Source organism: uncultured Clostridium sp. (assembly GCF_937920395.1).
Classification (GTDB): Bacteria; Bacillota; Clostridia; order Clostridiales; family Clostridiaceae; genus Clostridium_AD.
This window is the reverse complement of sequence record NZ_CALEVF010000278.1, coordinates 1-18329: the sequence shown is the minus strand read 5'-3', so window position 1 is coordinate 18329 and position 18329 is coordinate 1. Positions and strand designations below refer to the sequence as shown.

At 30.1% G+C, this 18329-nt stretch carries 18 protein-coding genes, 3 tRNA genes and 1 other RNA gene; 18 read left to right on the top strand and 4 right to left on the bottom strand.

Translation table 11 applies throughout. From position 1 onward, the window contains the following. Window positions 1-336 precede the first annotated feature (336 nt). Window positions 337-413, top strand: a tRNA-Arg gene (locus Q0649_RS17625). Window positions 414-683: 270 nt separating this feature from the next. On the opposite strand, the gene Q0649_RS17620 is transcribed toward Q0649_RS17625, so the two are convergent. Then, window positions 684-899 carry a hypothetical protein gene (locus Q0649_RS17620; protein WP_298845078.1) on the bottom strand — a complete coding sequence of 72 codons (216 nt, stop codon included), beginning with the start codon at window positions 897-899 and terminating at the stop codon, window positions 684-686. Window positions 900-1343: 444 nt separating this feature from the next. Between Q0649_RS17620 and Q0649_RS17615 the strand changes: the two genes are divergently transcribed. From Q0649_RS17615 to Q0649_RS17590, 6 genes are all read left to right on the top strand, one after another. Further along, complete coding sequence (locus Q0649_RS17615) at window positions 1344-2195, top strand: YgcG family protein (protein WP_298845075.1); 852 nt, start codon at window positions 1344-1346, stop codon at window positions 2193-2195. Between the two features lie 46 nt (window positions 2196-2241). After that, window positions 2242-2805: a LemA family protein gene (locus Q0649_RS17610; RefSeq protein ID WP_298845072.1), complete on the top strand. Its 564-nt coding sequence runs from the start codon at window positions 2242-2244 to the stop codon at window positions 2803-2805. Window positions 2806-3098: 293 nt separating this feature from the next. Continuing rightward, on the top strand, window positions 3099-4478 hold the full coding sequence (locus Q0649_RS17605; protein ID WP_298845069.1) for a sugar porter family MFS transporter: 1380 nt from the start codon (window positions 3099-3101) through the stop codon (window positions 4476-4478). Window positions 4479-4821: 343 nt separating this feature from the next. Continuing rightward, window positions 4822-4980, top strand: a complete 159-nt coding sequence (locus Q0649_RS17600) for a hypothetical protein (protein WP_298845066.1) — start codon at window positions 4822-4824, stop codon at window positions 4978-4980. 94 nt (window positions 4981-5074) lie between these two features. Continuing rightward, the gene (locus Q0649_RS17595) at window positions 5075-5722 is read left to right on the top strand and encodes a hypothetical protein (protein WP_298845064.1); all 648 of its coding nucleotides are present in this window, start codon (window positions 5075-5077) and stop codon (window positions 5720-5722) included. A gap of 289 nt (window positions 5723-6011) precedes the next feature. Further along, window positions 6012-7373 (top strand): methyl-accepting chemotaxis protein, encoded by a 1362-nt coding sequence (locus Q0649_RS17590; protein WP_298845061.1) that lies wholly within the window; start codon window positions 6012-6014, stop codon window positions 7371-7373. Between the two features lie 25 nt (window positions 7374-7398). On the opposite strand, the gene Q0649_RS17585 is transcribed toward Q0649_RS17590, so the two are convergent. The 3 genes from Q0649_RS17585 to Q0649_RS17575 all read right to left on the bottom strand — a co-directional run bounded on the left by Q0649_RS17585 (window position 7399) and on the right by Q0649_RS17575 (window position 10449). Further along, window positions 7399-8283: a phosphatidylserine decarboxylase gene (locus tag Q0649_RS17585; RefSeq protein ID WP_298845058.1), complete on the bottom strand. Its 885-nt coding sequence runs from the start codon at window positions 8281-8283 to the stop codon at window positions 7399-7401. A 37-nt stretch (window positions 8284-8320) separates the two neighbouring features. Further along, window positions 8321-9922: an AarF/ABC1/UbiB kinase family protein gene (locus tag Q0649_RS17580; protein ID WP_298845080.1), complete on the bottom strand. Its 1602-nt coding sequence runs from the start codon at window positions 9920-9922 to the stop codon at window positions 8321-8323. Between the two features lie 212 nt (window positions 9923-10134). Continuing rightward, window positions 10135-10449: a phasin family protein gene (locus tag Q0649_RS17575; RefSeq protein ID WP_298845055.1), complete on the bottom strand. Its 315-nt coding sequence runs from the start codon at window positions 10447-10449 to the stop codon at window positions 10135-10137. A gap of 182 nt (window positions 10450-10631) precedes the next feature. Between Q0649_RS17575 and Q0649_RS17570 the strand changes: the two genes are divergently transcribed. The 11 genes from Q0649_RS17570 to dnaX form a co-directional block, all read left to right on the top strand. Beyond that, window positions 10632-10708: transfer RNA gene (locus tag Q0649_RS17570), tRNA-Arg, on the top strand. Between the two features lie 190 nt (window positions 10709-10898). After that, window positions 10899-11339, top strand: coding sequence for a nucleoside deaminase (locus Q0649_RS17565; RefSeq protein WP_298845052.1), 441 nt, complete (start codon window positions 10899-10901; stop codon window positions 11337-11339). An 18-nt stretch (window positions 11340-11357) separates the two neighbouring features. Further along, on the top strand, window positions 11358-11579 hold the full coding sequence (locus tag Q0649_RS17560; RefSeq protein ID WP_298845049.1) for a (2Fe-2S)-binding protein: 222 nt from the start codon (window positions 11358-11360) through the stop codon (window positions 11577-11579). Window positions 11580-11820: 241 nt separating this feature from the next. Continuing rightward, window positions 11821-12582 carry a DeoR/GlpR family DNA-binding transcription regulator gene (locus tag Q0649_RS17555; protein WP_298845047.1) on the top strand — a complete coding sequence of 254 codons (762 nt, stop codon included), beginning with the start codon at window positions 11821-11823 and terminating at the stop codon, window positions 12580-12582. Between the two features lie 16 nt (window positions 12583-12598). Beyond that, window positions 12599-13528, top strand: a complete 930-nt coding sequence (pfkB, locus tag Q0649_RS17550) for a 1-phosphofructokinase (protein ID WP_298845044.1) — start codon at window positions 12599-12601, stop codon at window positions 13526-13528. Between the two features lie 16 nt (window positions 13529-13544). Beyond that, entirely contained in the window at window positions 13545-13991 is a 447-nt protein-coding gene (locus Q0649_RS17545; RefSeq protein WP_298845042.1) for a PTS sugar transporter subunit IIA, read from the top strand. Window positions 13992-14061: 70 nt separating this feature from the next. Beyond that, window positions 14062-15465, top strand: a complete 1404-nt coding sequence (locus tag Q0649_RS17540) for a PTS fructose transporter subunit IIC (RefSeq protein WP_298845041.1) — start codon at window positions 14062-14064, stop codon at window positions 15463-15465. Between the two features lie 322 nt (window positions 15466-15787). After that, window positions 15788-16558 carry a prolipoprotein diacylglyceryl transferase gene (gene lgt / locus Q0649_RS17535; protein ID WP_298845039.1) on the top strand — a complete coding sequence of 257 codons (771 nt, stop codon included), beginning with the start codon at window positions 15788-15790 and terminating at the stop codon, window positions 16556-16558. 187 nt (window positions 16559-16745) lie between these two features. Further along, window positions 16746-16835: transfer RNA gene (locus Q0649_RS17530), tRNA-Ser, on the top strand. A 10-nt stretch (window positions 16836-16845) separates the two neighbouring features. Further along, window positions 16846-17110: signal recognition particle sRNA large type (gene ffs, locus Q0649_RS17525), an RNA gene on the top strand. Between the two features lie 174 nt (window positions 17111-17284). Continuing rightward, window positions 17285-18329, top strand: a 1045-nt coding sequence (dnaX, locus tag Q0649_RS17520) for a DNA polymerase III subunit gamma/tau (RefSeq protein WP_298845037.1), incomplete at its 3' end; no start/stop codon positions are given.

Here is an 18329-nt window from a genome sequence, read left to right as displayed (position 1 = left end):
AGGAAAAGAGGCTATCTCTTCAAATGATTTTTTAACCATTTTGAGACAGCCCCTTTTATTTTATTATATGGATATATTAAACAACTTTAATAAATTTGTAACATTGATAATAAATATTTTAGCATTATAAATGAAAAAGGAATAGAGGATATGGACAAGATGCTATAAAAGTTATTGTTTTATCGTCAAAGTGAAGAAAATAAAAGCTTGTTTTTCATATGGAATTTATAGAGCTATAATAGTTAGAGAAACTCTAATAGTAGACTTTATGAATAATAATTTGTGAAAAAACTTTACTCTCATCATATAATATGGTAATATAATAATGAAGTTTATGCGTTGGTAGCTCAGTTGGATAGAGTAGCTGGCTACGAACCAGTTGGTCGCAGGTTCGACTCCTGTCCGACGCACCAAGACGAATGTAGGCACCTCAAAGGTTTGAGGTGCCTATCACTTTTTTGTATAACATGAGAAACATTGAATTGGTGTTTATAGCTACGATACTTCTTTGCAAGAGGTATAAATATAATAAAACGTAATACACCTTTATTAAGTAGAGCAGACAACAAACTATACTATATAATAAACAATATGCTTATAAACTTCTTATCGTATATAGTGGACAAGCAGAACAACATTATATACATACATAAAAAAATCCTAGCAATTACGCTAAGATTTTTTTATATTTTCCATTCAATAATTTTATTCGTACCTAAATAACGGGAAAAAAACTTAAATTTACAATTAGTTTTTTTATTTCTATAAGCTAATATAAGCTTGTCCACTATTCTACTTTGTTCTAATATAAAATTATTTGAAAGAATCCCATCATTATTTTCTATCATTTTATTAAGTATATTCTTTTCTATGTTTAGTTTACCCATTAATATTTTCAACTCGTCATCTCCATAATTACATTATACTTCTAAAAATGTAATTAATTTGTAATAATATGTCGTGATTAAAAAATAATTTATATGAAATTTGTAAATTATGTAAAGAAATAAGTTTATTTAAGTTTAATAAATTATGAAATATAAATAAATTTTACCTATTAAATATTGATCTCATACTAATTTATAGTTTTACTTAAAAATTAAATTTGTGTTATAGTAGATTTAATTGTATTTACATTTATTTTATAGTTTTAATTTTAATTAGAGATTCTGATGTTTGCAAAACTTTAGTTGAGATAGAACTAATTGAAATTACCAATTTTTAATTATTTAATAATAATATAATTATTGGAGCTGTAATAGAGCATTTGTATATTTTATGGAAAAACAATAAATGGTATACAACACCTAAATTGAATGTATATTTAATATGGAGGAAAAAGAATGAAACTAAGCAAATCATTTAAAATATTGTGCTCAGTGTTGCTGTTAACATTAGCATTGCATTCAGCAGTTTTTGCTGTAACAGTGCCAAAACCTATTAATAGTAATGATGTGCAACTATTCACTGATGTACCATCTGCACCTACTATTGATATATTTATGCAAGATTATGCAGATATCATAACAACTCCAGATAGGCAAAATTTATTAGCTAGTTGTGAAGCACTATATAAGAAAAAAGGCGTTCAGTTAGAGATTGTAACTATTACGAGTTTACCGAGTGACTATACTTTAGAAGAGTATTCTAACAAAATGTTTAACTCGTGGGGTATAGGAGACAAGGTAACTAATAAAGGTCTATTGTTTGTTTATGTTACTTCAACAGATGAGATACGACTCGAAGTCGGTTATGGGTTAGAAGGTGACATTCCAGATTTAGCAGCGAAAACAATATTACAAAAGGTCCACCCACTTTTAAGACAAGGAAGCTATTACGAAGGATTTAGATCAATAATTAATAGTGTTGATGGAAATAAAAATATTACCCTGGAAACAGGTAAAAAGAAAATGCCAGAATATATGGGCTTTTTAGTAGTTGTATTATTTATATTAGGCATACTTATTTTTATATATTTATTAGCTTTATTATTCTATTTATTACTACAACAAAGACACTTTAAAGATGCACATCATAGAGCAGTACATGCTGTATGGAGAATACTGTATGGATTAGGTCAGATATTATATGTCATTGCATCTATAGCTTCAATTTTTGGTGGAGGTAAAAGTGGTGGAGGTAAAGGGAGCTCATTCGGTGGTGGTTCATCTGGAGGTGGAGGAGCATCCGACTAGTCAATTAGTAGAGAAATAAAATAAGGTAAAAAAAGGGGACGTTAAAATGACAAAATCAAATAAAATAGTACTAATAATAGGTGTAATAGTCGTAGTATTAGTAGCATCCATAATAGGTTCATATAATGGAATGGTAACATCAAGAGTTAATGTAACAACACAGCAAAGCAACATTGACACTGTATTACAAAGAAGAGCAGATTTAATTCCTAATATAGTAAGTACTGTTAAAGCATATGCAAAGCATGAGACTGAAATATTTACAAGTATTTCAACTTCAAGAGCAACAATGATGGGTGCAGGAACTACTAAAGATAAGTTAAACGCAGATACTAACCTAACAGCTGGTCTAGGAAAATTAATGGCTGTAGCAGAAGCTTATCCAGATCTAAAAGCAAATACACAGTTTACAGCATTAACTACTGAACTAGAAGGTTCAGAAAATAGAGTTTCTGTAGCAAGAAAAAATTATAATGATGCCGCAGGAAGTTATAATACTAAAATAAGCACGTTTCCGAAGAATATAATTGCAAGTATTTTTGGATTTAAACAAGCAGAGTTTTTTAAAGCAGCATCAGGAACTAATGTAGTACCTAAAGTAACATTTTAATATAGATAGTTAATATTAACCGCTTGGTGGTAGGTTTGACTCCGTAACTAAGCCAACAAAGTAAAGATTCCTAGTAAGTTAGGGGTCTTTTTTTATGTGGTATTCTAACGTTTTATTATTTACATAAATACCTAATAGAGTAGTTTTATTTTCTAAAACTTTTTAAAGTGCATTGAAAAAGTTTTTTTATAGTGGTATACTAAATTTATTATGAAAACGTTTAATAATAACAGACCTATAAATCAATAAATTTATAATTAAATTAAATTAAATAAAAATAGGGGATGGTTTTGATGAAGGGAAAAAGAAAAATTAGCAATTCTTTAATATATGTATTCGGTGCACTTGGTGGTCTTTTGTTTGGTTATGATACTGGGGTTATTTCAGGGGCAATTCTGTTTATTCAAAAACAAATGCATCTTAATTCATGGCAACAAGGTTGGGTTGTTAGTTCTGTATTATTAGGGGCGGTTTTAGGGGCTGCGATTATTGGACCAATGTCTGATAAGTATGGACGTAGAAAATTGATTTTACTATCATCAATTATTTTTTTCCTTGGTGCACTTGGATCAGCATTTTCACCAGGGCTTTCTACATTGATTTTATCACGTATTGTTCTTGGTATGGCAGTTGGTGCTTCATCTGCCTTAATTCCAACATACTTAGCAGAATTATCACCTGCAGAAAAACGTGGTTCTGTGTCAAGTTTGTTCCAGTTAATGGTTATGAGTGGTATTTTATTAGCTTACATAACCAATTACAGTTTCTCTGATTTGTATACGGGTTGGCGTTGGATGCTTGGATTTGCAGCTATTCCAGCTGCGATTCTTTTCCTAGGAGGTCTTGTATTACCAGAAAGTCCTCGTTTTTTAGTTAAAGATGGTAGGCTTTCTGAGGCACGAGATGTTTTAGAGCAAATGAATAAACATAATGAAAGTGTTGTTAATAATGAACTTATTCAGATTAAGAAACAAGCTGAAATGAAAAGTGGCGGCATTAAAGAATTATTTGGTGCATTTGTTCGACCGGCATTGCTTATTGGTGTTGGACTAGCTATTTTCCAACAGGTTATGGGCTGTAATACAGTTCTTTACTATGCACCAACTATTTTTACTGAGGTTGGATTTGGTGTTCATGCGGCTTTACTTGCTCACATTGGAATTGGAATTTTCAATGTTATTATTACTATTGTAGCTGTCATGATTATGGATAAAGTTGATCGTAAAAAGATGTTGATATATGGATCTATTGGAATGGGGACTTCTTTACTAATTATGAGTTTTTCAATGAAGTTTTCTCATGGGTCATTAACCGCTGCAATTATTTGCGTTATTGCATTAACCGTATATATTGGGTTTTTCTCAGCTACTTGGGGACCTGTAATGTGGGTAATGATTGGTGAAGTTTTCCCTCTAAACATTCGAGGACTCGGCAACTCATTCAGTAGTGTAGTTAATTGGGGTGCTAATATGTTGGTATCACTAACATTTCCTCCATTACTAAATTTCTTTGGGACGGGTAGTTTATTCATAGGTTATGGAGCCCTTTGTTTTATTTCAATATGGTTTGTTAGTTCTAAGGTATTTGAAACACGTAATCGTTCTCTTGAGGAAATTGAAGCTACTCTTAGGGCACATGGTAGTGAAAACGATAAGCAAGATGTTTGTAGTTAGAAATTAGTAGAAGAGCTTTTTCTTATAGCTCTGCTATGGTAATTAAAATATATTTGTCTAAATATAATGAACAAAATTAAGGTATTACATGAATGAAAATATTATGTTATACTATTAAAAATCAAAGCAAATTTAATGTGTTGTACCGACGTTCATATTATCGTCGATACAACGCATTTTTTTAATTTAAACAAAAGCGAGGAGAAAATTATGGAGATATATTTGCCTACAAATGCAAAAGAAGGTTTAATCTACGGGTGTGTTATATGTGCATTGACTTGCATTTTTATGGCAACTAGTGAATGCTTTTATTTCACAAACAGATAGCTTAAATTCTCATATTATGTTTAGGACATTTTTTACAGTTATTGGTATGTATATTGTTATGACAATTGTGGGACGAAGTTTAGCAAATGGTTTTAGTCTGGAAGCTATTAAAGCGTTCCCAATTAACTGGCCACGTAATTTTTGTGTAAAAGTAGATTGTTTTATTAAATTTTAAAAATATATGTTATGTTAATCAAACAAATAGGGCAATATATATGATAAACTAGTAAGACTAACAAAATTTACACGGAAGAAGAGAGGTATAAAAAATGGGAATTATTAAAGGTATATTCAATAAAAAAACTCAAAATGTAATAAATGATTACAAAAATAAAACTCCAGAAGATATAAAATATATTGATTCATATATAGATATAATCAAATTAGCATTAGTGAAGAATAATATAACTACGGTTGAATTATTTTATTCATTTGATGGTGAAGAATTATTTGATAAAATTAAGAATGAAAATTCATCTAGCAATATTTTGGTTTTATATAAAGGTCATATTGATAATCTAATTGCAAAAAATGGATATACTAGTGTAATCCATTCAAAAAGAGGGAATTACTCTTTAGTTATTTTTCAACATCAATTTATATATGAAGAATTATTTGGAGTTGAATTATGGAATGATGGAAGTTCAACTCCAGATAAAATACATACATTTAATTGTTACATAACTGAAAAAATCAATTATTTTGCAGGAATGAATTGTGAAATTATGGGTATAAGTGTAGGAAATATCAACAAGAAACAATATGAAAATTTGATGGAGGATTACCATAATTCGGTTAAAACACCTAAGATTAAAACAACTCCAGGTAAAGTAGCAATGTATACTGGGATTGCATCTACAATTGGAGCTGGATTACTTATAGGTTTAAAAATATTATCTAAAAAAGGTAAGAAATAATATAGAAACTCATATATTAAATAAAAGAATCACACTAGGTTAAGATTTACCCTGAGGAGTAGACGATTTTAATAAAGTCTATTCTTCAAGGTATTTTTTATTATATAAAATAAAAAAAGTACTCAAGTTGTACTTATTAATATCCGATAAATGTATTATAGTATATATTTAACAAATACATTAACATATATTACAAAATATAAATTATATGTTAATACGTGAACGTGTTAAAATTTTACACTAATGAAACACAGCAAACTACTGCTAAACACAAATAGGAGGGGACTTTATGAGTTTTAAATTGCGTAATTTTGTAAAGAAACATGAAGGTGAAAATGAGAAAATGGGTATGTCTATTAAGATTAAAATACCTTTATTTTTCGGAATATTAATAGCTATATCTATGGTGACAATTTCTATTTTTACATATATAAAGTCATCACAAATAATATCTAATCAAAGTCAAATAAGGCAAGCCGTGGAACAATTGGCACAGGGAGTTTATACAATATCAATAATTGTAATTATAATTTCTATAGTTATAGGTATACTTATATCAAGGGTATTAGTAAAGCCTTTAACTAAGGTAACATTATTAATTGATAAAACATCTAAATTGGATTTAAGTGATGACGAACATTTAGAAAGTTTAATTAGAACTAATGATGAGTTTGGTAATATAGCTAGATCTATAGTTAATATGAGAAAGACCCTAAAAGATCTTGTAAAGGATTTAATTGAAGCATCTGAAAATATAAGTAGTAATGAACATACGGTTGAAGACCTTACGAATATATTGAAAGCTAAAGCTGAAGAAAGTTCTAGTGAAACGGAGACATTATCAGCTGGCATGGAAGAGACAGCTGCTACATCCCAGGAAATTTCTGCGTCTTCAGGAGAAATGAAGAATATGGTAAGTGTGATAGCTAAGAAGGCATCAGAAGGAACTAGTTTAGCTCAAAATATTGTTCAAAAGGCAACAGGAATTACTACAGGTACAACCGGATCTAAAGAGGAAACTGACAAGATTTATGGCAAAATAAAAAAAGAGTTAGAATCTGCAATAGATAGTTCAAAATCAGTTGAGGAGATACACGGACTTGCAACTTCAATACTTCATATAACTAGCCAAACTAATTTATTAGCTCTAAATGCAGCAATTGAAGCAGCTAGGGCGGGAGAAGCAGGAAGAGGTTTTGCAGTAGTGGCAGATGAAGTTAGAAAGCTCGCTGAGCAATCTGGAGCAACAGCTGCTAGTATTCAAAATGTAGTTAAAGTTGTAAATGATTCTGTAAAAAATCTATCTAGCAGTGCTATTAAAATGTTAGATTTTATGGATGAAGAGGTCTCTTTAAATTATGAAATTATTATGGGAACAGGTAAAGAATATATAGAGGACGCTAAAAACTTTAATAAATTCATGAAAGAATTTGATGAAACGGCGCAACATTTAAATATATCAATAAATGGAATTGCAGTTGCAATAGATCAAGTAGCTGGGACCGTTAATGAGGGTGCAGAAGGTATACTTAGTATATCCGATAAAAGTATTGATATTGTAAGTAAGATGGGTGAAATAAAGAATACAGCAAGTGGAAATAAAATCAGTGTACAAAAATTAAGAAATATAACATCAAAATTTAAAATATAATAAACTTAGAAATAGGACTGAAATATTATTTCAGTCCTATTTCTTCGCCCATTAGCACAGAGGTTTCAAATCCTAGACTTGAATGATTTAGAATATCTTCATCAATTTTCACAGCATTTTTTTTAAGTAGTATAATTACAGTAGAACCACCAAACTTAAAATACCCTTTTTCAGCGCCTTTTGTAACTTTGGAGTTAGGTGTGTAACTTTGAATAATTGTTCCTACACATGTTGCACCGACTTCCATATAAATAGTATCACCAAAATTATCTGAGTGAAATATACTCCATTCTCTTTTATTTTGACAAAACAATTTTTTTATATTTTCTAGAGCAACTGGATTTACAGAATAATAATGACCTTTTATTTTAGTTGTATCACCGCATACTCCGCTGTCAATAAAATGAAATCTATGATAATCAGTTGGACATAATCTAAAAATTAAGCAAGTACCTTCATTGTATAAATTGTATATTTTATTATTTTGTAGTAATTCTTTAAGAGAATATGTAAAGCCTTTAATTTGAACTATTTTATTTAAGTCAATATTTTCATAAGCAGATATTTTCCCATCGCAAGGAGAGATCAAAATACTATCATTTTTATCGATTATTCTGGCACCTGGTTTTAATGTCCTTATAAAAAACTCATTAAAAGATGAGTATTCATTATAACTCTTGGCATATGTAGACATATCGATATCAAAATCTTTTATAAATTTTTTAATTTTTTTTGTACTTACTTTTGTATCACAGTAACAACCATACAATTTAGAAAAAATTTTCCTCTTAAGTAACAATTCAACTAGTCCTTTACCGGAAGAAGAGGAATAAGACCAATTCAAATATTTTTCGCCAGCTACCTTTTCAGTCTCATATTTGTTTTCTTTTCGATTGTAATATTTGATCATAAAAACACCTCTATTTTAATAGGATTATATTTTGTTATTATAATTTTCCGGATTTTATTATAGAAATCAATAACCAAAAGCCCATGAAGGCTGCAGTTAAAAAACCAGTTATACCAATAATTGTAACATTATATATTTTAGGACCAATATTAGAATTTAAAACTGTAGAAGATCCTATAATAGTAGAAGATATAATAAGAGCAGAAACTAACCTATTTATACCTTTATTTAACTCACTTATAGGGGTACTCAAATTTTTATGTTCAAGTTGAAGTTTGGCCCTTCCACTTAGCAAGCTATCAGATAATTCTATGATTTTTGATGGAAGTCTAAATGAGTCTTTCATAAACGAATATGAGTGCACAAGTAAAGTGTTAAAATTTAAATGTTCTAATATAGAAAATTTATTATTAGCTTTTACATAAGGGATAGCTATATCTATTATTTTTATATCAGGTGCGATGCTTGTGATTACACCTTCTAAAATTACAAGTGATCTTATTAAAAGTGTAAAATCACGAGGTAGACGTATGTTGTTTTGCCTAGCTATATCAAAAACTTCTGAAAGCATAACGGAAATTTGAATATTACTTAAAGAGGTTGAGAGGTAATTTATGATGAGATAATCTAAATCTTCATAGAGTTTATTTCTATCAACATAACCTTTTCTTATTCCTACAGTTAAAAGAGCGGAAATCATTTTATTTATGTCGTTAAGGGCAATCGCTGATATCATATCATTTAAGGATGATTTCAAGGAATTTGAAAGATTACCCATAATTCCGAAGTCAATAAAACAAATTTTGCCTTCACATATAAATATATTTCCAGGATGTGGATCGCCATGAAAAAAACCATCTTGTAGGATTTGTTTTAGGTAAGATAACGCCAATTTTTTACCTAAATCATTAACATCATAATGGCCTATTAGAAGGTTTTTCATATCATCAACTTTAAAACCATAAATTCTTTCCATTGTTATAACTCTAGTACCTGATAAATCTTGAATAACATACGGAACATATAAAAATGTTATATCTTTATTAAAATTTTTAAATTTATCCATATTTTCAATTTCATTATTAAAATCAAGTTCAAGTTCAGTGGTTAAAAGTATTTCATGGAGCGCTTCTTCTGGGTCTATTAGTGCATCAGCAAATTTTGTTTTAGCAAACTTTACTATGCGAATTAATATTGAAATATCTGTTTTCATTTTTTCAGCGATATCAGGTCGTTGAACCTTTACTACAACTTTGCGACCATCTTTTAAAGTGGCTTTATGTACTTGAGAAATAGATGCAGAGGCTAAGGGTTTTTCGTCAAAAGATTTAAAACACTCAGTAGTTGATAGCGAAAATTGATCGAAAAATACTTTCTTAATAGTTTCAATACTTTCCGCAGGTGCACTATCTTGGAGCTTTGATAATTCTAATATATAATCAGGTGGTAATAAATCGGCTCTCGTACTTAATATTTGTCCGATTTTTATAAAAGTAGGGCCAAGTTCTTCAAAGGCTTTTCTCAAATTTTCAGGGAGTTTATTTTGTTTATTAAACTTAGAGTCTACAATGTATCCAAAGCCATAAGAACCAAGAACTTTAACAATTTTTTTGAATCGATTAACAGAACTTCGTCTCATTTTATACCTCACTTAAATTATCACCTTTACAGCTGTTTATAGCTATAGGGTTATTAATATTAATGACTTCAGAAGGTAAATTGTATTCCTAGTGAAGTTTTAATTGTAACAATATGTAACATTGATTTAAAAGTAATTCTTTTTTAGATATGTAATTGTAAATAAAAGCCCTATATAAAATTAGGACTCTTATCAGGGTTGAACTTGGAGAGTTATGAGTGACTTATTTCTAAATTTGTCAATCTTTTATTTACATTTTCAATATCTTCTTTAGTTGCAAAATTCATATCTTTTAGAAGTAAAATCATGTCTGCTTTTGTTAAAGCAGTTTTATCTTTTATTGAAGTGCTTTCATCTTCTTTTTTTTCTTTTATAGTTCGTTTTAGTTCTTCAGATAAACACTTACCCTCATCAAGGGTAAGTCTACCCTTTTGTACGAAATCATCTATTAAAGTCGTTGCCTTTTCAAAAGTGTATGCTGCAGAACCTAGTCCAGCGAGAAAAAAATTCTTTATATCATTATTCAATTAAAACACCTCCACTTAATAGTATATATAATACATTATATACTATTAAGTGAAATAAAATTCTAATAATAGCTAAACAGCGTAATATGTGCATAAATATTTTATGAATTTATATTTTAAACTACAGGTAGGTTGACATATTTATAAAAGTGTAATATTATATTTAAGTAGAAATAAAATATGCACCCATAGCTCAGTTGGATAGAGCGTCCCCCTCCTAAGGGGAAGGCCGGAGGTTCGACTCCTCTTGTGTGCACCAAAAAACTAGTAAAGGAATACTTTGCTAGTTTTTTATTTATGGATTATTTTAATTTTAAAATTGGAATTATTGGTTTTATATGGTTAATAAAGCATATAAATATAATTGTATTGAAAATATGCTATTTGAGAAGTATACTATAAGAAATAAAAATCATTTAGAAATAACTATTTATAAATAAGGGGTTTACATGAAAGAATATTTTATTCATGAAGCATTAAAAGAAGCAAAGATATCACTATTATTGAATGAAGTTCCTGTGGGTGCAGTCATAGTAAAAGATAATAAAATAATTGCTAGATCACATAACCTAAGGGAAATAATGCAGGATGCCACTGCCCATGCAGAAGTTTTGGCTATAAAAAAAGCTTGCGCAGTTTTAAGTAGTTGGAGATTAACAGGATGTGATATGTATGTAACTTTAGAACCATGCCCAATGTGTGCAGGTGCTATATTACAGTCTAGGATAAGTAAACTATATATAGGTATGTTTGATCCTAGTGTAGGAGCTTGTGGTTCTGTTATTAACGTTATTCAAAATGATGATCTAAATCATTGGACAGAAATAAATTGGTTATATAATGAGGAATGTGGTAATTTATTAACTGATTTTTTTAAAGATAAAAGATAATCTAAAGGAGAAATAATTATGGAAAACAATATAAATAAGAACGTACTTGATAAACTTACAAAAATATGTTTATGTAAAGTTATATCAAAGGCTACAATAAAAAAGGCTATAAAAAATGGTGCAAAAACATTAGAGGATGTTCAAAAGGTAACAGGAGCAGGTTCAGGTGGATGTAGAGGTCATAGATGTACACCGATGATAGAGAATATATTAAAAGAAGAATTAGAAAAAGAAAACTAAAATAATTGTAATCATAAAGTATATATTTTAATAGGTGTTGATATAATAAAAACGAAGCTAATATGCTTCGTTTTTATTTTTTTGAAATAAAGTAAAAATAATAATGTTTTTGTATTGACAACGTTATCATAATATATTAAAATGAACACAAGTGAAAGTAAACGAAGTGAAAAAAATTATAAACGAACATAAAATATTAAAATAAAATAAAACAAATAAAATTAAAGGAAGAATAAATTATATGTTTCCTGAAGAAAGAAAATCAAAAATATTAAGTAGTTTAAATAAATATGGAAAAGTAAAGGTGTGCGATTTATCTCAGCAATATGAAGTCTCAGAAGTTACTATTAGACGTGATCTTCAAGAGTTAGAAGAGGATCAAATGATTAAAAGAGTTCATGGAGGCGCGGTACTAAATGTTAATACTAAATTTGAACCTACTTTTTCGGAGAAAATAGATAAGTTTTATGATGAAAAAGAATCTATTGGAAAATATGCAGCATCAATTATAGAAGATGGTGACACAATAGCATTAGATGCAGGCACAACAACTATTAGCATTGCGAGGCAAATAACAGCTAAAAATATAACTGTTTTAACAAATTCTGTGGATGTAGCTTATGAGCTTGCTAAAAAAAGAGAAGTCGAAGTTATTATTACTGGGGGTACACTTAGGTGGGAGATAAGAGCAATGGTAGGACCAGTAGCGGATAATGCACTTAAAAATTTTAGGGTTAATAAGGCATTTATAGGAACTAATGGGCTGTGTAGCATTAATGGTTTAACTACACCCAATATTATTGAAGCTAATACAAAACGAGAGATGATAAAAATTGCAGAGCAAACTATAGTAGTATGTGACCATACTAAATTCGGAACTGTCTACTTTGCTAAAATAGTAAATTTAGATAGTGTTGATATTATAATTACAGATAATCAAATAGATAATGTCATATTTGAAGAGTTTGAAGAACAAGGTATAAAAATTATCAAAGCAAAATAATTATGGGGGTGAGCAAATGATAATAACAGTGACATTAAATCCAGCGATAGACAAAACTATTGAAATAGATAATTTTAAAATTGGTAATGTTAATAGAATTACATCCACAAGAGTTGATGTTGGAGGAAAGGGAATTAATGTATCTAAGGTTATTAAGGTATTAAAGCATAAAAGCTTAGCGCTAGGTTTTGTGGGTGGAAATAGTGGAAATCAAATAAAAGAATATTTGAATGATTCAAACATTGACAATGATTTTTTATCTGTAAACGGAGAAACTAGAACTAATATAAAGATATTTGATAAAGTTAATAATACACATACAGATATAAATGAGAATGGACCTAGTGTAACAATAGACAACATTGCCAATATAAAACGAAAAATTATTGAGTATTGTAGTGAAAAATCCTTAGTAATCCTATCTGGCAGTGTGCCAAGTGGAGTGAGTAGTAACATATATGGTGAAATAATTAATGATATAAAAAGCAAGGGTGGCAGAGTTATATTAGATGCAGATGGTGATATGCTAATGCAGGGAATTAAGGCTGGTCCTTATATAGTAAAACCCAATGTTTGTGAACTTGAAAAGGCGTTTGGAATTAGCATTGATAGTGAAGAGGAAATTATTGAAACTGCTAAAAAAATATTAAAGTATGGAGTTAAATTTGTAGTAATTTCGCAGGGATCAGAGGGGTCATTAGTTATAAGTCAAGATAAAATTGCAAAGGTAGTTGGCCTAAAAGTAGAAGTTAAAAGCACGGTTGGGGCTGGAGATTCAATGGTTGCAGCAATGGCTGTAGGAATTGAAAATAACTATAGTTTTGAAGAAACTATGAAACTTGCTTGTGCAACCAGTGCTGCTAATGTAATGACTGAGGGGACTCAGACGGGAAGGTTAATTGATATAGAAGAGCTAAAAAAAGAAGTAACTATAAAATACTTATAAGAAAGGATGATTATTAATGAATATAACTGAATTATTAAATGTTAATCTAATTAAACTTGAGCTTACTAGTAAAACGAAAAAGGATGTAATTATAGAAATGTCAACAATGTTAGATGAGAATGGCAAGTTACTAGATAAGGATAAATATATGAAGGCTGTATCAGATAGAGAAAAGGAATTTTCAACAGGTATTGGTATGGGAATAGCTATTCCCCACGGAAAAAGCAGTGGAGTTAAAGAGGCAGCTTTAGTGTTTGGGCGAAGCGTTGATGGAATTGATTATCAATCTATGGATGATGAATTAGCTCATATATTCTTTTTAATAGCTGTACCTGAAGAATCAAGTGATGAGCATTTAAAAATATTAAGCCAGCTCTCTAGAAAGTTAATGCATAAAGATTTAAGAGAAAGCTTAATGAAAGCAACTAGCCCTGAAGAAGTAATCACTTTATTAGAAAAATAGACATTATATGTTATCTATAAATCTTACAATGATTTAAAAAATTTAAATTAAATTAATAGGGGGAATATTTATGAAATTTGTTGCAATAACTTCATGTCCAACAGGCATAGCACATACTTATATGGCAGCTGAGGCTCTTTCGATGGCCGGAGAAGAAATGGGTATTGAAATTAAAGTAGAAACTCAGGGTTCTGTAGGAGCAGAAAATCAATTGACAGAGTCTGAGATTAGAGAAGCAAGAGTTGTAATAATTGCAGCTGACACTAATGTTTCAAAGGAACGTTTTGCAGGAAAAACTATACTTGAAGTTGGAGTAAAAGATGCAATTAAAGATGCAAAAGGACTTATTCAAAAGGCAATAGATATGAAAGTTGAAAATAAAGATGTCTCAGAAAAATCTAAAGATATTAAAGAAGAAAAGGTTGAAAGAAAGGGTATTTATAAGCACCTTATGACAGGGGTTTCTTATATGATTCCGTTTGTAGCAGCTGGTGGTATTTTAATTGCACTTTCTTTTGCTTTTGGAATATATGCATTTAAAGTTCCGGGATCTATAGCAGAAGCATTAAAGAATATTGGTGGCGGTAATGCTATGGCACTTATGTATCCAGTACTTGCAGGGTATATAGCATTTTCTATAGCGGATAGACCAGGTCTTGTACCGGGTATGGTTGGCGGTATGCTAGCGGCAACGGTAGGTGCTGCATTTCTAGGTGCTATGGCAGCGGGTTTCATAGCTGGTTACACTGTGGTTTTCTTAAAGAAAATAATAAAATTACCAAAATCATTACAAGGGTTAATGCCAGTTATAATATTGCCAGTTTTATCTACATTAGTAGTAGGACTTGTAATGATATATGTTATTGGAAAACCCGTAAGTGCTTTAACTATGGCAATGTCAAAATACTTAACTAATTTAAGTGGAGCAAATGCAGGACTACTTGGAATTATTATTGGTTTAATGATGGCTTTTGATATGGGTGGACCATTTAATAAAGCAGCATATACTTTTGGAGTATCTACTTTGGTAGCAGGACACGCTTCTATGATAATGGCAGCAGTAATGGCGGCAGGAATGACTCCTCCACTAGGAATTGCACTTGCAACAGTAATAGCAAAAAAGAAATTTACAGAAGAAGAAAGAGAATCAGGAAAAGCTGCTTGGGCATTAGGGGCTTCGTTTATAACAGAAGGTGCAATACCATTTGCTGTAGCAGATCCACTTAAAATAATACCTTCAACAATGGTAGGTGCTGCGGTTGCGGGGGCATTATCTATGATATTTAAGTCGGCTATAATAGCTCCACATGGTGGTATATTTCTCTTATTTATACCTCATGCAGTTACTAATTTAGTTGGATATATAATTGCAATACTAGTGGGTTCAATAGTAACTGGTATTATGATTTCGATTTTAAAGAAGGATGTTGTTGTTAAAAATAAAATTAATGCTATTAATGGCATTAGCAAATAATGTAAAAATAAAAAATATTAAGTTATAAAGTTATAAAGTTAAATTCACTCCTAAGTGAGTAGACGATTATGTTTGCTTTTAGGGGTGAATTTTACTTATTTTTGAAAGAAGAATGAAATGTACTAGAATTTAATCCATAATTAATGAGAAAAAGTATTTATGTATATTTATCTTTACTTTTTTATCATAGTCAGAGACAATTGTGATAAGACTAATTATAGATAAGCAGATTTGATTTATATTTGAGTTTTAATTATATATTATACATTATATATTTTTTATAAAAAATTATTATAACTGTAAGACAAAGGAGAAATTGATTATGGATCCAATAGCTTTTAATATATTTGGACTTACTATTAGATGGTATGGTATTTTTATTGCTACAGGGTTAATGGTTGGAATTACATTAGCTAATTTTACTTCTAGGTTAAAAGGCCTTGATTATGATGAGTTTTTAAATATTATATTAATATCTTTTCCTATAGCTATTATTGGAGCTAGAGCTTATTATGTTGTTTTTGAATTTAGTCTATATAAGGATAACTTAATAGAAGTCTTTAATATACGCCAAGGTGGGCTCGCTATCCATGGAGGAATTATATTTGGGATGTTAGCAGCATATATATATACAAGACATAAAAAAGAGAGTTTGTTAAAATTCGTTGATGTGGCAGCACCATCTATAATTATTGCACAAGCTATAGGAAGATGGGGAAATTTCTTTAATAGTGAAGCTCATGGTGGGCCGGTTACCAAGGGGTTTATAAGCATATTTCCAAATTTCATACAAAGGGGTATGTTAATAGATGGAGTATATTATCACCCAACTTTTCTTTATGAATCTATATGGAATGTAGCGGTATGTTTATTATTAGTTTGTTTGTTAACAAAAGCATTAAAGCATGGAACAGTCTTTTTTACTTATATAGGATTATACTCTTTAGGAAGATTTTTTATTGAAGGATTAAGAACTGATAGTTTAATGATAGGTAGCATAAGAGTGGCTCAGCTAATAAGTTTAGCAGGTATTGCTCTGTGGATTATGTTTATTGTAATAAACTATAGAAAAAGTAATTCACACTATTATTAATTATTATAACGAAAACAACCAATACTAGATGTATATAAGCAGATTGAGAAACATTATATATTGTGATATTAAAGATTTATAAATTCTTAATAATATTTTAAGCAATAACTATTGAAATTACTATTTTTTAATAGTATAATCATTTATGTTGCACTACTTATGTGTATACAAAATTAAAGTACTCTGTGGAGAGATGTCCGAGTGGTTTAAGGAGCATGCCTGGAAAGCGTGTGTAGGGGAAACCCTACCGAGGGTTCGAATCCCTCTTTTTCCGCCAGTTTATATTTCCGTACTAGCCGGGGAGTTAGCGGTGCCCTCAGCCTGCAATCCGCTACAGCAGGGGTGAATTCCTCGCTTAGGTTATAAAATGTGTGGTCTGACTTGTATAAGTGGTGTTGAGAACTGGGCCCCACGCAATGAAAATTCATGAACCCCGTGAGATTCGGAAGGAAGCAGCGGTAAGTGAACACTTTCATGTGCCGTGGATCAACCTGGTTTGAGCTAACTGTATAGGTATCGCGCATAGTTTATTTATCGAAGCGAGGTGTACGGTCTACATAAGAATTATAAGATACCTTTAAAGGTATCTTTTTTTTACTTATGAATTAAAACAGTATTAATGATATAATTAGGTAAATATGTGAGTTTAATTATTCTAAAATAAGATTTCAAATTAATAAGTATTTAAAACAAAATAAATACTATTATTTAAAAGAGGTGATATTTGTGGCATATATGGCTTTATATAGAGAGTGGAGACCAAGAACTTTTGGAGATGTAGTAGGCCAAGAACATGTCACTATAACTCTAAAAAATCAAATAAACAGTGAGCGAATAGCTCATGCATATCTTTTATGTGGTACAAGAGGGACTGGAAAAACTTCAACAGCTAAGATATTAGCCAAAGCGGTCAATTGTTTAAATTCGGATAATGGTGAACCTTGCAATGAATGTGAAATGTGTAAAAAAATAAATGCAGGAACAGCAATAGATGTTACAGAACTTGATGCGGCATCACATAATGGGGTAGATAATATACGTGATATAATTGAAGATGTTCAGTATCCACCACAAGAAGCTAAGTATAAGGTCTACATTATAGATGAGGTTCATATGTTATCAATAGGGGCAGTTAATGCTTTTTTAAAGACACTTGAGGAGCCACCGAGTAACATAATATTCATATTAGCAACAACTGATCCTCAAAAACTGCCAATAACTATATTGTCGAGATGTCAAAGGTTTGATTTTAAAAGAATAAAAAGTTCAGACATATTTGATAGGCTTAGAAAAATAGTTACTGAGCAAGGTGTTTTTGCCGAAGATAATAGTTTGAAATTAATATCAAGAATTTCTGATGGAGCAATGAGAGATGCCCTAAGCATTCTAGATCAGGCAATATCAATGAATGGTGGCAGGGTAGAGTATGATAATGTTGTAGAAATGTTAGGTCTTGTAACTAATGAGAGCCTTATAAAGCTTTCGGATAGTATAATAGATAGAAACATAGAAACCTCAATAAAGGGCATAAATAATATAGTTTCTAGTGGAAAAGATATATATGTATTTATAAAAGATATGACCACACATATGAGAAATCTCTTGATGGTTAAGGTAAGTGATGATGTTTATGATATTTTAGATATGTCTAGTGAAAACATAGAGATTTTAAAGAAGCAGGCAGCTAAAATTAGAGTAGAGGAAATCATGAGAAATATAAAGATACTTCAAGATGCAGAGCAGCAAGCTAAATGGAGTAAACAAAATAGAA

What these genes read in the sequence shown, in the direction of transcription:
- Q0649_RS17615 (WP_298845075.1), top strand. Translation starts at nt 1,344, where the DNA reads ATGAAACTAAGCAAATCATTTAAAATATTGTGCTCAGTGTTGCTGTTA.
- Q0649_RS17610 (WP_298845072.1), top strand. Translation starts at nt 2,242, where the DNA reads ATGACAAAATCAAATAAAATAGTACTAATAATAGGTGTAATAGTCGTA.
- Q0649_RS17605 (WP_298845069.1), top strand. Translation starts at nt 3,099, where the DNA reads ATGAAGGGAAAAAGAAAAATTAGCAATTCTTTAATATATGTATTCGGT.
- Q0649_RS17600 (WP_298845066.1), top strand. Translation starts at nt 4,822, where the DNA reads ATGTTTAGGACATTTTTTACAGTTATTGGTATGTATATTGTTATGACA.
- Q0649_RS17595 (WP_298845064.1), top strand. Translation starts at nt 5,075, where the DNA reads ATGGGAATTATTAAAGGTATATTCAATAAAAAAACTCAAAATGTAATA.
- Q0649_RS17590 (WP_298845061.1), top strand. Translation starts at nt 6,012, where the DNA reads ATGAGTTTTAAATTGCGTAATTTTGTAAAGAAACATGAAGGTGAAAAT.
- Q0649_RS17585 (WP_298845058.1), bottom strand. Translation starts at nt 8,283, where the DNA reads ATGATCAAATATTACAATCGAAAAGAAAACAAATATGAGACTGAAAAG.
- Q0649_RS17580 (WP_298845080.1), bottom strand. Translation starts at nt 9,922, where the DNA reads ATGAGACGAAGTTCTGTTAATCGATTCAAAAAAATTGTTAAAGTTCTT.
- Q0649_RS17565 (WP_298845052.1), top strand. Translation starts at nt 10,899, where the DNA reads ATGAAAGAATATTTTATTCATGAAGCATTAAAAGAAGCAAAGATATCA.
- Q0649_RS17560 (WP_298845049.1), top strand. Translation starts at nt 11,358, where the DNA reads ATGGAAAACAATATAAATAAGAACGTACTTGATAAACTTACAAAAATA.
- Q0649_RS17555 (WP_298845047.1), top strand. Translation starts at nt 11,821, where the DNA reads ATGTTTCCTGAAGAAAGAAAATCAAAAATATTAAGTAGTTTAAATAAA.
- pfkB (WP_298845044.1), top strand. Translation starts at nt 12,599, where the DNA reads ATGATAATAACAGTGACATTAAATCCAGCGATAGACAAAACTATTGAA.
- Q0649_RS17545 (WP_298845042.1), top strand. Translation starts at nt 13,545, where the DNA reads ATGAATATAACTGAATTATTAAATGTTAATCTAATTAAACTTGAGCTT.
- Q0649_RS17540 (WP_298845041.1), top strand. Translation starts at nt 14,062, where the DNA reads ATGAAATTTGTTGCAATAACTTCATGTCCAACAGGCATAGCACATACT.
- lgt (WP_298845039.1), top strand. Translation starts at nt 15,788, where the DNA reads ATGGATCCAATAGCTTTTAATATATTTGGACTTACTATTAGATGGTAT.